Source organism: Pelotomaculum propionicicum (assembly GCF_048984525.1).
In the GTDB taxonomy this organism is placed as follows: domain Bacteria; phylum Bacillota; class Desulfotomaculia; order Desulfotomaculales; family Pelotomaculaceae; genus Syntrophopropionicum; species Syntrophopropionicum propionicicum_A.
In genome coordinates, this window is sequence record NZ_JBMGJC010000020.1 from 1 (window position 1) to 14002 (window position 14002).

The following is a 14002-nucleotide window of genomic DNA, read 5'->3' on the forward strand; positions in this document are numbered from 1 at the left end:
TCCACCTCCGTGAACCCTCATGCTTCCAGACTCCCGGCCCGTTTTTACTTCTGTATCGTGGCCGCTTCCTCTATAGCATGAGTTTGTCCCAAAATATTTTGGGACAGGTGCGACTGCCTGTCGCACACACAAAGCCAGCTCAATATTTGAGCTGGCTGCTCTCGACTATTTGGGTAGTCAGGTGAATATAGATGCCGTCGTTATTCATCCCATTATGCTAATTATCCTTGGGCTTTTTTCGTGCTAATGAAGAAAACGTCAAACAAAATACCATCGGAAGTACTGCATATCCTGCATTTGCTTGTCCACCTGTAATAAATATATATATTCCTCCGCAAATTGTTAGTATTCCAAAAACAACTGCAAGTATTTTTGTTGCTTTCATATGAATTTGATCCTCTTAAAACTGCATATATTTGAATGCATTATATCACAGGCATTTCAAAAACAGAAGGACCTAAACCATCGAGGGTTTAAGTCCTATTGTAGTAGCCAGGCAAGTCGCTGCTTACTCCATGGGCGGTTCCGGCTGAGGATCCAGCTTATTTCCCTGGTACTTTATTTTTATCTGGCTGAATTCAGGGACCCATTCAACTTCGCAGCCGAGGTTCTCAGCGATAAAGCGCAAAGGCATCATGGTCCGGCCGTTGACGATCAAAGGCATGACCGAGGCGTTGTCCGGATCTATGAGAACGCTTTGGCCGTTGATCCTGGCCTGGTTCTTGCCGATCCACAGTTCGATAGTGGTGGCGCCCTGGTTGATCAACACTTTCTTTTCCGTGTCGAACCACTGGATATTTGCCCCGATGGCTTCAGTGACAAAGCGGATGGGCAGCAGGGTCCGGCTTTCCTTGATGATGGGGCTCACATCCATGGCGGACGCAACACCGTTGACATTATACGCGCCCTGGCCGATGAAGAATTCCAGGGTGACCTGTCCGCCGGGGCTGGTGTTGCTGTCTCCCGAACTGCTCTTAGGTGTGTAGACCACCTCATTGGAGGGCTTGGAATTCAGGAACATATTATAGGCTCTTACCCGGTAACTGTATGACTGATTGGTGCTCAGGCCGCTTTCGGTCAAGCTTGTTTTATCAGCGCCGACGGTAGAGCTCATTTCCCAATCTTCAGAGCCTGATTTTCTTTCAATAATGTAGCCGTCGATATCAGAAGTGCTGGCCTGCCAGGAAAGTTCTACCTCTTTGGGGTCGCCGGGGACAGTTTTTGCAATCAAATTTGTTGGGGCGGCAGGGATCAGCTTGTTGTAGTCGATATCCGGCATAACCGCAAATTTCTGCAGCAATCCCGGAGCTTCGTTGGAATAACCGGAGTCAAAGTTTCCATTGGCTTTTACCCGGTAATAATAAGCGGTGCCGAATTGGGCGCTGGTATCAGAGTATTTGGTGGTGTTGGCGCCGACCGTGGCAATTTTTGCGTAAACTCCGCCGGCAGACTTCCTTTCGATGGTAAAACCGGTTTCATTGCTGGAGTTGTCCTTCCAGGACAGATCCAGGCGGGTGAACAGGTACGGGGTTACCGTCAAGCCGGTAGGGGCGGCAGGGAAGACCTTCAATATCGTCAGGTTGGGATCGATACCCGGCAGCAGGATGCCCGACCCGGCAATGCTGAATCTGGAGTCGCTGGTATCGTTGGCATAGGCCCAGGCATCAGTTTCATTGTCATGATATAACCAGCGGGCCTGGATCACTACATTGGAACTGGTCTTATTGGGAACAGTCCAGTCATAACTGCCGTTATTGGGCAGTTCTTCCTTGATCATGATCAAGCCGTTGGCGGCTACGCCGTCAGCGGCATAGTAGAGATTCATTTCCCCGCCGTCCACGGCAGAAGTCCATTCGATTTCCTGCACATCTCCGGCTTTCAGGAATTCTCCTCCATTCGGCGCTGTGAGTTTGATCTTCTGGAGGACTTTGGGAGAAGACCATGCCCGGAAGACAACACCCTCATAGTTGTAACCGGGGATATTGGCGGCATCCACCTGATAAAAATGATGCCGGTCCATATCTGCCGCACTTACAAATGGTTCACCGGACAGCCATTCCCAACCGTCAGAATGGTCTGATTCAGGATGATACCAGCGGTTCACATTGACATCACCGTAGGAGGTATTACTGCCAGGGATGGCATAGCCTTCGATGCCGATATAGGAGAAACCGTATTTGGATATGACAGCGTCCCTCTCGGCGGAGCTGGTGGCATAATACATGTCATTGTACAGCATGCATTTGTACAGGGGAACTGTATTGGGCAGAGGCGCCGGGGATATGTAGCAGGTAATCCCTTCGTCAGAGAAGCCGTTCGCCAGCCAGCTGTCACGCTCGTCCGCATTGGTGGTGTACCAGTGCACTGTCCCGTTCCAGCAGCGGTACAGGGGGATGGCCTTGATACTGATGCTTTCAGATACGACAGGCAATACGGGGTCTGGCAACTCGATTTTGATGTCGGTTGGAGGGAGCAAATTGGAAACAGGCAGTTTGACACTTGGGCTGCCTAATGCGGCAGCGGTTCCGGTATTAATGACGATCATCGTCAGCATCACAAAGCTGACCAACAGGGCAACTAATCCTCTTCTTTTATACATTTTTCACCAACTCCTTACCATAATAGACAATTTGTATAGCTTAATAATAACACCTCATTTTTCCATATGAAATAATTATCTTTTAAATAACTAAAATATATTTTCGCAATACATTTAAACCCGCTGAGATGGGCTTGAGAAGCCCAAACAGCGGGTTAATAAAGATCCCTTCTAGAAGAAGATGGATGAAGGATTTTTATGACCTACACCTTTTTATAAAGTAAAATTTTGAAGGCTCCGGCATATTAATCAGAGTGTCTCCGCCTGAATTTTTATGGCCTCATCAAGCAGGTTTTTCAGCAGTTTCAAAAACTCTCCTTCGTTTTCCAGTACCTTGCGACTAATGGTGATGGTCGCCATCCCCTCTTCAAAGTTTAAGATCTCATAGCCCCTGGCTGATAATATCTGCCGGGTACGATCCTCAACGGCCTTGATGTCCAGCGGCGACTTTTTCTCATGGTAATAAATTGAGTGCACAACAAAATCGCAATAGATATACTCATCCGAAAGAGGCAACTGTTCGCCGAAATATTCGTATAGCCCTAAAAGCTCCTTTTCGCGGCAGCGGATAGGTATATTTATAAAAGGGAAAACCTGGCCTCTCACGTAGGAGTTTTTCAGTGAGGTTGTACTAAGAGAGCTGCAAGTTTTTATATCAACATTGTTATAGTTGCCTATAAATTCTTTTACCTGGTTAAAAATGCTGGTTACCCATGCTTCCCTTTGGCTTATGCTGCGCCCGCCGCAGGCAGCCCCCTTTGCATCCATCAATTCCCCTCCTAAACTGATTAATATATTTAACCACTAAATAACCTTGCTCAAAAAGGATTGGGTCCTGGCATTATGAGGATTGTCAAATATTTGTGCCGGTGTTCCTTCTTCCATTATTATACCTTCATCCATGAAGAGGACCCGGTGCCCTACCTCACGGGCAAAGCCCATTTCATGGGTGACCACCATCATGGTCATACCTTCATGGGCAAGGTCTTTCATTACCTCAAGCACTTCTCCCACCATTTCCGGATCCAAAGCCGAGGTCGGTTCGTCGAAAAGCATAACCTTGGGCTGCATGGCCAGGGCGCGGGCGATGGCCACCCGCTGTTTCTGGCCGCCGGACAATTGGTTGGGATACACACTGGACTTGTCCGTCAGACCGACCTTGCGAAGCAGTTCGTTGGCAACCCGGTTGGCTTCTTCTTTAGACAGCCCCTTGATCTTAATCGGCGCCAGGGTGATATTTTCCAGTGTGGTTTTATGAGGGAAAAGATTAAACAGTTGGAACACCATTCCCACCTGCTGCCTAATCTTATTGATATCCGTTTTGTGTGAGGTGATTTCTTCTCCGTCTATAAATATCTGCCCCTTATTGGCATGCTCAAGCTGATTCACACAGCGCAGCAAAGTACTTTTGCCAGATCCGCTGGGACCGATTACACATACCACTTCCCGAGGAGCGATACGACAGTTTACTCCTTTTAAGACCTCAAGTTTGCCAAAGCTTTTATGCAGATCAATGACCTGGATCATTCTGTCGCCATCCTCCTTTCTATGAAATCGCCCAATAAAGCTAGCAGTTTAGTCATTATAAAATAAATTACGGCCACTGTTCCCCATATCCAGGCGGCCTCGAAATAGGTGGAATATAACAGTTTACCCCGCAGGGTCAGTTCCTCAGCTGATATTACCGCCACCAGCGAGGTATCCTTGAGCACTGCGATAAACTCGTTAAGCAGTGGAGGTATAACGATCTTGTAAGCCTGCGGCAATATTACATAAGACATGGCCTGGCGGGTATTCATGCCCAGCGAGCGGGCGGCTTCCATCTGCCCCTTGTCCACCGCCTGTATGCCGGCCCGGACAATTTCCGCGGTATAAGCCCCGCAGTTAAGAGAACAGGCAATTACCGCAGATACAAATGGGTCATCAGTTTTCATAATCAAAGGCAAAATCCCAAAATATAATAGCAAAATCTGTACATAAAGCGGGGTCCCCCGGAAAAAATCGATGTATGCAGTTGCAATTGCAAACAATACCCGGCTTTTTGAAAGCTTGAACAACCCGGCAATCAAGCCTAAAACCATCCCGAATAGTACCGACAATACTGTAATCTTTAAGGTCAGCGCAGCGCCTTCCAGCAAATAGGGAAAGTTTTTGATCACTACCTGCAGCCCGTTTATGGCAAGTAAGGACTCTAGCGACATATATTGGCTCCCCCCTTAATAAAACAAGCTAAAAGCGCGAGATATTAGGCTCGCGCTTTTATAGCTTGAACTCCGGCAAACTATTTTCCGTCCCCAAACCACTTTTTATAGATTCTGTCATATTCTCCGCTGGCTTTTACCTTGTCCAGCCCGGAGTTAATCTTATTCAGCACCTCAGTGTTGCCTTTCTTAACGCCGATACCATATTGATCTTCAGCGGCAAAAACTTCGCCTACCATTTTAACTTTATCCTTACCCTTGGTCTGGATATAGTAAGCGGTTATTGGCATATCATTAATAACTGCATCCACGCCGCCCTTTTCCAGTTCCATAAAAGCTTCACCGACTGAGTCAAAGATTTTTATGGATGTTTTGGGATCCTTTTCCTTTATACTGTTGCTGGCATCCAGCCCGGTGGTGCCGACTTCGGCGGCCAGCCTTTTCCCCTGCAGGTCTTCCAGAGTCTTGATGCCTTCCGTTTTCTGGCCGACAGCAATGATTAAACCAGCAGTAAAGTAGGGTTTACTAAAGTCAATCGCCTTAGCCCGGTCTTCTTTAATGGTCATCGAAGATATGCAGGCGTCTACGGTTCCAGCCTGGACAGCCGGGATCAAAGCGTCGAAGCCCAGGGAAGTAATCTTTACATCAAATCCTTCAGCAGCCCCGATAGCTTTAATTAAGTCCATATCAAAGCCAACATATTCACCATTCTCAGTGAACTCCATGGGGGGATAAGTAGTTTCCGAGGCTACATTCAAGACCGGTTTTGCGCCATTAGCAGGAGTCTTATTCTCCGCTTTGTTGCCGCACCCTATGGCCGAGAAAGCAAGCCCCATAACCAGCATGCCAACTACCAGCAACTTTACAAATTTCTTCAATAAATCCACACTCCTTTTTTTTAAATGCCTTTAATAATTATACATTTCATCGCAATAATGAACAATATATATCTTTACATATAGTATTAATGCGCCGGCATTAACATTTGCGGCCCCGTGGCAAGTCTCTTGAAATTTAATCGTTTTCCTGTTAATGTTATATAGTTACAGAATTACAACATGTTTAAATGGGGTTATTTCTATGGTCATAAAAATCAGCCGCACCTGGGCGGATCTATGCATGGTATTTGTTGCCTGTATCTGGGGAGTTACTTTTGTCATCGTCAAAAACGCACTGGCAGACATCGGCCCTTTTCTTTTTGTGGGGATTAGATTTGTCCTGGCTTTTTTTATTTTAGCTGCCATGTCTTATAAAGACATGTTAAAAGTCCGTCTCTCCACCCTGACCACCGGCTCACTTTTGGGCTTTTTTTTATGTATCGGGTACGCGTTTCAAACCCTGGGCTTAAAATATACTTCCTCGTCTAATGCTGGTTTTATAACCGGGGTGTCAGTGGTTCTGGTGCCGATAATCTATGCGCTGATGAACAAGGAAAAACCCGGTTTAATCACCAGCTTAACGGTAATTATGGCTGCCATAGGTTTATTTTTTATTTCCGTGCCGCCCGGAACCTTTACCCTCGGCTATGGAGATTTGCTGGTTTTGGTCGGTGCTTTCGGGTTTGCCATGCACATTATTTTTGTTGACTGCTATTCTCATAAATATAATGCTATAGCTATAACCGGCATACAGATCTTGTTTGTCGGCCTGGCTTGCTCTGCTGCCGGCCTGTTAATGGAGCCTGTACCGCCCAGCCTTTCTCACAATACCTTGTTGGCCATTACCGTTACCGCAGTCTTCGCCACAGCCCTGGCTTTTTTGCTGCAGAATTACCTGCAAAAGTTTAGTACTCCCACCCGGTTTGCAGTTGTTTTAACCGCCGAACCTGTATTTGCAGCTCTGGCCGGTTATTTATGGGCGGGAGAACATTTAGGCCGCTCCGGCTTAATTGGCGCAGGCATGATCCTTATAGCTATGCTCCTCGCTATTAGGGGTCAGGCTTGAATCTATTAGGGGTCAGGCTTGAAATATTGAATTATTCTTCACTCAAATAATCAAGCAGTTAATAATTCAATATTTCAAGCCTGACCCCGATATCTCCGTCGCCTTATACTTTATTGCCGGTGAGTAGGACTATATTGAGTCAGTTAAACCCTGTTCATTGTTCCTTCCCAGGTGCTGATCTTGGTCTCTTGCATATCCTCTTCGTCGAACCATCTCGAGGTCACGCACTTGGACTCCGTGTAGAACAGGACACCGTCTCTCCCCAGCACGTGAAGGTCCCCAAAGAATGAATTTTTATGCCCCGCGAACGGGAAGTACGATACGGGAACGGGGATACCGACGTTAACGCCCACCATTCCGCCGTGGGTCCTTCTCGCAAATTCCCTGGCGTAGTAGCCGCTTTGAGTGAAAATTACAGAGCCGTTGGCAAACTGATTGGCGTTCATCAGGGCAAGCCCTTCTTCAAAGTTCTTCACCCGCTTGATGCATGTGACGGGGCCAAACACTTCACAATCACCCACGCTCATGCTGGGCTTCACATGGTCAAAAATCGTCGGGCCCACAAAATAGCCGCCCTCATAACCTTTGACTACGATATCCCGCCCATCGAGGATAAGCTGCGCCCCTTCTTCAACGCCTTTTGCGATCCAGTCGGTAACAAACTTTTTATGGCCTTCTGAGACAACAGGGCCCAGTTCGGTCGACGGGTCATAGGCACAGCCGACCTTTCTTTCTTTTGCAAACTTTACGAGATATGAGACAAATTCATCCGCGACTGCTTCTTCGACGCAAATTACGGGCAGGGCCATGCAGCGCATTCCGGCGCAGCCGAAGGTGGAATTGATGATGCCCAGCGCGCATCTCTCAAGAGCAGCGTCCCTGAGAACCAAAGCATGGTTTTTGGCCTCGCAAAGGGCCTGGACTCTCTTGCCGTTGGCAGCCGCCAGAGAGTAGATATGCCTCCCGACATCTGTGGAACCGACATAGGATATGCCCCTGACGTCAGGATGTTTCAGCAGCAGTTCCGCTTCCTTCCGGCTGCAGGTTACCAGGTTTACAACACCCTTCGGCAACCCGGCTTCTATTAACAGTTCAAGAGTTCTAACCGCAGTTTGTGGCGTCAGGCTGGCAGCTTTAAGCACAAAGGTGTTGCCTGTGGTAATACAAAGCGGTATCATCCAGCCGAAAGGAATCATTGCCGGAAAGTTGAAAGGGACAATTCCGGCAAATACTCCGAGCGGCTCACGGTACAAAACAGTGTCGTGACCGCCGGACACATTCATGAGAGCGTCTCCCTGCATCATCATCGGAGTCCCGCAGGCGATCTCCACGACTTCAATCGCTTTGAGGACATCTCCCCTGGCCTCGTCCATGTTTTTCCCCAATTCTTTTGCCACGAGCAATGTTAATTCATCCAGGTTCTCATCAAGGACAGCCTTGAACTTGAACATTAACTGGGCTCTTTGGCCCACAGGCGTACTTGACCAGGCAAGGAAAGCGGCCTTTGCGGCTTCAACGGCCTCATTAACCTCATCAACGGTGCAGCAGGGCGCTTCAGCCATTAATTCACCTGTGCTCGAATTGGTAACCGGCATGTATTTACCGGTTTTTGATTCTTTCCATTCCCCATTGACACAATATTTCAGCCTTTTTACAGCAGCAGACGAAGTCATCATTTTATACTCCCTTCTTTTTATAGGTTAGCAGTATTTGCAGCGGACTTTACCGCGTGTTCATGTGGCGGCGGCAGCCTGGCCGCTTAACCAGGGTATTGTGCAAATGCCGTGCCTGACATATCCGCGGGAAAAGTCAAGGAAACGGGACGGCAGTCAAATCACCCGTGAATCAATACCGGGGGACCCACACGAAAACTCAATGTCTCCAACAGGAACAGGTGATTCAAAATTGAACTGTTTTTAATTCAAATTTGAATCACCTGTTCCTGTTGCCGGAAAGGTAACTGTTGGGGTAAAAAATATACGCGGATCAGGCGGGAACCCGTCCTTTAAAGGCCCCTTCCCGCGCAGAAAAAGATACAGGGGAGGGGATTCTTTATATGCAGGTATATGTTTTGCTAACTTTATAGACAAGCCTTAAATCAAGAGAAGTGAAGTGATTTAAAATGCGGGATGAAATCCTTGAGGCGCTGCCGGTTGGCCTGGTCATGCTTGACAATAAAGAGACTTTAGTATTCATGAACCAAAAAGCAAAAAACTTACTGGGATGCCAAAAGGATAATTCAATTGGAAAGCAGGCGGGAGAAATTTTTAGAGGGACTCCGCTGGCCAAATTTTGGAGCCAAAAAGAACGGCCGGCGGCAAGCCAGGTAAATTTCGGCGGCGGACCGGTCATTGTTCAACTTACGCCCCTGAGCAACAACAGCTTAACAGTACTGTCCCTTATTGAGTTAAAGCACTGCGCGGACTTATGGCGGGAAATGGCGGATTTAAAAGAAGCCAAGAACAACCTGGACGCCATCTTCAATTCTTCTTACGACGAAATTTACATCACTGACGGCCGTGGAATTACCCTTTGGCTGAACAAGATGGGTGAAGAAAACCGTGGTGTTAAGTCAGGGGAGCTTATCGGCAAACACGTCGAGGAACTGGAAAGGGCAGGCTACTTCCCCTCCCTTGTGACTAAGAGCGTGCTTAAAGAGAGGCGCAAAATAACGCTTCCACAGAAAACCAGGGACGGAAAGCAGGTTATCGTCACCGGCAACCCGCTTTTCGACGAGTCCGGCAACATAACCCGGGTCGTAATTAACTCCCGGGACATATCAGAATTTATTAACCTGCAGTACAAGCTTGAAGAAACGGAAACCCTAAATAAAAACTACCGTAAAATGATAGCCCATTTACGCCAGCAACAGTTAAAAGAAGAAAAAGAAGTACCGATGGTAAGCGTGCAGATGAAACGGCTTATGGACACGGCGGACAAGGTGGCACAGGTGGACTCAAATGTGATTATCACCGGTGAATCAGGAGTGGGGAAAGGTGTTCTGGCTTCCCGGATCCACAAATTAAGCCGGCCCAAAGGCCCTTTCGTGCAGATAAATTGCGGCGCCATTCCTGAAAACCTGCTGGAATCGGAATTGTTCGGCTATGAGGGCGGAGCCTTCACCGGCGCCCGGAAGGAAGGGAAAAAAGGCCTGATTGAAGTGGCCAACGGTGGAACGCTTTTCCTGGATGAGGTTGCCGAACTGCCGCTAAACCTGCAGGTGAAACTGCTTCAGGTGCTGCAGGAAAGAAAAATTATCAGGGTGGGCGGCTGTAAAGAGATTGAGGTTGACGTAAGGATTATCACCGCCACCAACCGGGATATAAGGCGCATGGTGGCCGGCGGGCTCTTCCGTGAAGACCTTTACTACCGACTGAACGTGATTCCCATGACCATACCACCGCTAAGATGCCGGCGGGAAGACATCCCCCCTCTTATTAATTACTTTCTGGCCAGGTTAAACCTGAGATACAACATAAACAAGGATCTCAGTCCGGCGGCCATGAACATGCTGGTAAACTATAACTGGCCGGGGAATATTCGCGAATTGGAAAACATTGTCGAGAGGGTAGTCGTCACCACCGAAGGAAATGAAATCCTGGCAGAGCACATTCCCGACTACCTGGCTGCAGATAAAAAAGAAAGCCGGGACGGGATTGTCATCACTGAGCCCTACCCATTAAAAAAAGCTGTTGAGGAACTTGAAAGACAAATTTTCGCATTGGCTTACCAGCGATTCAGGAACACATATAAAATAGCCGACGCATTAAAAGTCAGCCAATCGACGGTAGTGCGCCGAATCCTGAAATATCGCCTGGCTTCTAACAACGAACTGCAGGAGTCCGCGGAGACAGGAGATGTTAAGGCTTACCACCATTAAATTCGATTCAATCCGGGCGGTTATAACCCTTAATCCATAAAAATTTCGAGGAGGCCTTTACGAAATGCCAAGGTATGCTGGAAAGATTAAGTTATGTGTATTTGATACTGCAGGGGTTGTAGTTGACGGACCCCAAGATTTGAGACATATATTTCCCGGTGACGATTTAAAGGGAAGCAAATCTCCGGTGATACCTTTTGAGGGAATATTACTTAAACGCAACATTTTTGTCGACTGGGCTACCATCAGAAAACCAATGGGTTTGTATAAAAGAGACCACCTGCGGGTACTCCTTGAAGATGAATCGGTTAATATTCAATTCCGCAAGGAGTACGGGCGCAACTGGACGGAAAAGGACCTTGATGGAATGTTTAAAGAATACCAGCAGTTATTAAGCGAAATAGTCGTCAGGGATGAACTGATCAGACCGGTAAAAGGAACAGCGGAATGCATGGAAAAACTCAGGGAAGCCGGTATCGTCGTGGGTTGTGACACGGGATACGCGCAAGAAACCTCAGAAGCTATGGAGAAACTGCTGAAAGAAAAATACGGACTGGTATTTGATGTCACCGCAAACTCTGAAATGGTCAAGGGAAGGCCGAGCCCGTTCATGTTGTTCAGCTGCATGGACAAGGCCAATATTTACCCGGTGGAATCAGTGGTAAAAATTGATGATACCGGGGCGGGCATATATGAAGGACGCAACGCGGGGGCCTGGACTATTGGTGTTTACGCTACCGGCAGCAATGAATATGAGGAACTGGCCAGGTCCAAACCGGACTTTTTAGTGCCCAGCTTAAGATATGTTCCGGAAATAATTTTCTATCAAATTGAGCCCAGACTAAGAAGAGGTGAATTACCCGGGCAGGCTATACTGTAAATTTAATTCGCTCATCAACGCCACCTGCAGGCTTTCCATAAAACTCATGTCCGGCCCAAAATTGTCCGGGTCCATGAGCTTTATTTTTTTGTCGAATTTTAGCGGAACAATAATTGCAAGTATTATAAAACAACACTTTTTCGCGGTATACCGGTGTAGAACGCAAGAAATACATGAGATGGGAGGGATCTCAGATGCGGATCACGCCTGGGTGAAGCGCCAAAATTTTTGGGGCATCACTTAATTCAAAAATAATTAATTTAAAAAGTTACCAACTATGTGAAAAAACTAAATTCTACTATTTGAAAGGAGCACGGCAATGACAAGTCATTTTTTACTTCCCCTGGGAGGCCTTAGTTTAATGCACCTTCTGGTTTCTTTTGCAGGAGGGATGTTCGGTGCTGCCATCGGAGCGTTGCCGGCGTTCATACTATGCGGCTTTTTTATAATAATCGGGGTGGTCTTGATGGTTGCCGGAGCCGGACCGGATTTCCTGCTCAACATCGGCCTGGGGTACACCTTTGGCCCCCACGCTTGCTTCGGGGCGGCGGTATGCGCTCACGCTTACGCCCATAAGAAACAGTTGGCCCCCGGGCGGGACATCACGGTTAGCCTGATGGGGCTCAAACGCCCGGACGTCCTGTTGGTAGGCGGCCTGTTCGGTATGCTCAGCGCCGTCCTCGCTTGGATCTTTTTAACGCAGCTGCCATTCAAATGGAACGGCATGCACTGGACGGACGGCCTTGCTATCTCTATCACCATTATGGCCATAATCGCCAGGCTGATGTTCAGCGAGAGCGGCTTGTTCGGCAAAGTCGCGGAGGGGGAAAAGCGTTATAAGCCGACGGAAAAAAGCGCCTTATGGCTCCCCTGGCAGATGAATATCTCTGAGAATGTCGTGATCGGCCTGACAGCCGGCCTGTTGTCAAGTTACCTGGCGTTGTTGCTTGGCGCCGACCGTGGCGGCGCTTTTCTCGGCTTCGGCATTTCCGGCTTTAGCCTCGTGTTCCTGCAGTTCGGCGCCAAAATGCCTGTTACCCACCACATCTCTTTAGTTGCGGCAGGCGCCGCCATTGCCAGCGGCAGCCTGGTCTGGGGCGCCCTCTTCGGTATCGGCGCCGCTTTCGCGGCCCAGTTCTGGGCATGCACGTTCACAATCCACGCCGACACTTACATCGACCCGCCGGCCGTGTCTATCTTCAGCATGTGGAGCGTAATGGTGGCGCTCGGCGCCCTGGGTGTATATACTTTAATTCCCCTGCCGTAAACAGTTAACTAATAAAGGAAGTGAGTGTATGGAGTCCTTTACGGAGTTTCGCATGACACAGGTTTTATTTTACGGGCGCGGTTCGTTTTCGACCATCGGTGAGCAAACAGCACTTCGCGGCAGCAAGGCGCTAATCATCAGCGACCACATCATGGAGAAGCTTGGCGTTTTATCCCGCTGCGAAAAGCACCTGGAACAAGCTGAAGTTGCGTATACGGCATACCTCAATGTTGATACGGAGCCCAGCGATATCCATGTCGCTGAATCACTGGACTTGTTGTTGCGTGAAAAATGCGATGTGATTGTAGCGGTCGGAGGCGGCAGCTGTATCGACACGGCCAAGGCGGTGGCGGTGCTTGCTTCCAACGGAGGTTACATAGGCGACTACATCGGAATGAAGACCCCGATCAAAAAAGACCCGGTAAAGCTGATCGTTGTCCCCACCACTGCGGGGACAGGCTCGGAAGTGACCAGCGTAACGGTCATTAACAATTCCAAAGATGATGTGAAGATGATGATTAAAAACCTTGCCTTCATGCCATCTGTCGCTATTGTTGATCCGGTATTGACATTGTCGCTGCCGCCGCATGTTACAGCGGCGACAGGAATAGACGCCCTTTGTCACGCTGTTGAAGGTTATATCTCCCGGCTTGCCCAGCCCCTGACAGATATCCTCGCCCTTTCGGCGATTAAGCTGATCTGGGAAAACCTGAAATTAGCTTACACCAACGGCAGTGATATCGACGCCAGGGAAAACATGTCTCTTGCCGCCACCCAGGCGGGGATGGCATTTTCAAATTCTTCAGTGTGCCTGGTGCATGGCATGTCCCGCCCGATCGGAGCGATGTTCCATGTGCCCCACGGGGTCTCAAACGCCATGCTGCTGCCGGGTGTGCTCGAATTTACCAAAGGACATGCCACTGAAAGGCTGGCTGTAATCGGCCGTTTGCTGAAACCTGAGCTGCAAAATAAACGCGATCAAGAGGTAGTTGAAACTTTACTTCAAGACCTCATCCAGCTGTGCAAAGATTTGAAAATACCCAACATGAAGACCTGGGGCATAGAGCGTGATAAATTCGAGCAGGTGGTAGCCAAGATGGCAACTGACGCCCTCGCCAGCGGCAGCCCGGCCAACAACCCGCGCGTACCTTCCGTTGAAGAAACCATCGAGCTCTACCGTTACTGTTACGACTACAATTTTGGTTAAAGCGGATCGGAGATAATAAATGCG

12 protein-coding genes are annotated in these 14002 nt (G+C 48.5%); 5 read left to right on the plus strand and 7 right to left on the minus strand.

What is annotated here, in order from left to right; all coding sequences use genetic code 11:
• Window positions 1–217: 217 nt before the first annotated feature.
• The 6 genes from ACOBQJ_RS16280 to ACOBQJ_RS16305 all read right to left on the minus strand — a co-directional run bounded on the left by ACOBQJ_RS16280 (window position 218) and on the right by ACOBQJ_RS16305 (window position 5678).
• Entirely contained in the window at window positions 218–385 is a 168-nt protein-coding gene (locus ACOBQJ_RS16280) for a hypothetical protein (RefSeq protein ID WP_421072835.1), read from the minus strand.
• 123 nt (window positions 386–508) lie between these two features.
• A complete protein-coding gene (locus tag ACOBQJ_RS16285) occupies window positions 509–2599 on the minus strand; it encodes a stalk domain-containing protein (protein WP_421072836.1) in 2091 nt (696 codons plus the stop codon).
• Window positions 2600–2848: 249 nt separating this feature from the next.
• The gene (locus tag ACOBQJ_RS16290) at window positions 2849–3367 is read right to left on the minus strand and encodes a hypothetical protein (protein ID WP_421072837.1); all 519 of its coding nucleotides are present in this window, start codon (window positions 3365–3367) and stop codon (window positions 2849–2851) included.
• 36 nt (window positions 3368–3403) lie between these two features.
• Complete coding sequence (locus ACOBQJ_RS16295) at window positions 3404–4126, minus strand: amino acid ABC transporter ATP-binding protein (protein WP_421072838.1); 723 nt, start codon at window positions 4124–4126, stop codon at window positions 3404–3406.
• The gene (locus ACOBQJ_RS16300) at window positions 4123–4800 is read right to left on the minus strand and encodes an amino acid ABC transporter permease (RefSeq protein ID WP_421072839.1); all 678 of its coding nucleotides are present in this window, start codon (window positions 4798–4800) and stop codon (window positions 4123–4125) included. Before ACOBQJ_RS16300 ends, ACOBQJ_RS16295 begins: the two co-directional genes overlap by 4 nt.
• Window positions 4801–4880: 80 nt before the next feature.
• Complete coding sequence (locus ACOBQJ_RS16305) at window positions 4881–5678, minus strand: basic amino acid ABC transporter substrate-binding protein (protein WP_421072840.1); 798 nt, start codon at window positions 5676–5678, stop codon at window positions 4881–4883.
• Between the two features lie 202 nt (window positions 5679–5880).
• Here ACOBQJ_RS16305 and ACOBQJ_RS16310 point away from each other — a divergent pair, with 202 nt between their 5' ends.
• Window positions 5881–6744, plus strand: a complete 864-nt coding sequence (locus ACOBQJ_RS16310) for a DMT family transporter (protein ID WP_421072841.1) — start codon at window positions 5881–5883, stop codon at window positions 6742–6744.
• A 143-nt stretch (window positions 6745–6887) separates the two neighbouring features.
• Here ACOBQJ_RS16310 and ACOBQJ_RS16315 read toward each other — a convergent pair whose 3' ends face one another.
• Complete coding sequence (locus ACOBQJ_RS16315; protein ID WP_421072842.1) at window positions 6888–8420, minus strand: CoA-acylating methylmalonate-semialdehyde dehydrogenase; 1533 nt, start codon at window positions 8418–8420, stop codon at window positions 6888–6890.
• A 446-nt stretch (window positions 8421–8866) separates the two neighbouring features.
• On the opposite strand from ACOBQJ_RS16315, the gene ACOBQJ_RS16320 reads away from it, so the two are divergent.
• The 4 genes from ACOBQJ_RS16320 (at window position 8867) to ACOBQJ_RS16335 (ending at window position 13978) form a co-directional block, all read left to right on the plus strand.
• Complete coding sequence (locus ACOBQJ_RS16320; RefSeq protein WP_421072843.1) at window positions 8867–10624, plus strand: sigma 54-interacting transcriptional regulator; 1758 nt, start codon at window positions 8867–8869, stop codon at window positions 10622–10624.
• Window positions 10625–10688: 64 nt separating this feature from the next.
• Window positions 10689–11504 carry an HAD hydrolase-like protein gene (locus ACOBQJ_RS16325; protein ID WP_421072844.1) on the plus strand — a complete coding sequence of 272 codons (816 nt, stop codon included), beginning with the start codon at window positions 10689–10691 and terminating at the stop codon, window positions 11502–11504.
• Window positions 11505–11865: 361 nt separating this feature from the next.
• Window positions 11866–12771 (plus strand): hypothetical protein, encoded by a 906-nt coding sequence (locus tag ACOBQJ_RS16330; protein WP_421072845.1) that lies wholly within the window; start codon window positions 11866–11868, stop codon window positions 12769–12771.
• A 28-nt stretch (window positions 12772–12799) separates the two neighbouring features.
• Entirely contained in the window at window positions 12800–13978 is a 1179-nt protein-coding gene (locus ACOBQJ_RS16335; RefSeq protein ID WP_421072846.1) for an iron-containing alcohol dehydrogenase, read from the plus strand.
• The last annotated feature ends 24 nt before the right edge of the window (window positions 13979–14002 follow it).

Excerpts from the sequence above, each read along its gene's own strand:
- ACOBQJ_RS16280 (WP_421072835.1), bottom strand. The coding sequence starts at position 385 with ATGAAAGCAACAAAAATACTTGCAGTTGTTTTTGGAATACTAACAATT.
- ACOBQJ_RS16285 (WP_421072836.1), bottom strand. The coding sequence starts at position 2,599 with ATGTATAAAAGAAGAGGATTAGTTGCCCTGTTGGTCAGCTTTGTGATG.
- ACOBQJ_RS16290 (WP_421072837.1), bottom strand. The coding sequence starts at position 3,367 with ATGGATGCAAAGGGGGCTGCCTGCGGCGGGCGCAGCATAAGCCAAAGG.
- ACOBQJ_RS16295 (WP_421072838.1), bottom strand. The coding sequence starts at position 4,126 with ATGATCCAGGTCATTGATCTGCATAAAAGCTTTGGCAAACTTGAGGTC.
- ACOBQJ_RS16300 (WP_421072839.1), bottom strand. The coding sequence starts at position 4,800 with ATGTCGCTAGAGTCCTTACTTGCCATAAACGGGCTGCAGGTAGTGATC.
- ACOBQJ_RS16310 (WP_421072841.1), top strand. The coding sequence starts at position 5,881 with ATGGTCATAAAAATCAGCCGCACCTGGGCGGATCTATGCATGGTATTT.
- ACOBQJ_RS16315 (WP_421072842.1), bottom strand. The coding sequence starts at position 8,420 with ATGATGACTTCGTCTGCTGCTGTAAAAAGGCTGAAATATTGTGTCAAT.
- ACOBQJ_RS16320 (WP_421072843.1), top strand. The coding sequence starts at position 8,867 with ATGCGGGATGAAATCCTTGAGGCGCTGCCGGTTGGCCTGGTCATGCTT.
- ACOBQJ_RS16325 (WP_421072844.1), top strand. The coding sequence starts at position 10,689 with ATGCCAAGGTATGCTGGAAAGATTAAGTTATGTGTATTTGATACTGCA.
- ACOBQJ_RS16330 (WP_421072845.1), top strand. The coding sequence starts at position 11,866 with ATGCACCTTCTGGTTTCTTTTGCAGGAGGGATGTTCGGTGCTGCCATC.
- ACOBQJ_RS16335 (WP_421072846.1), top strand. The coding sequence starts at position 12,800 with ATGGAGTCCTTTACGGAGTTTCGCATGACACAGGTTTTATTTTACGGG.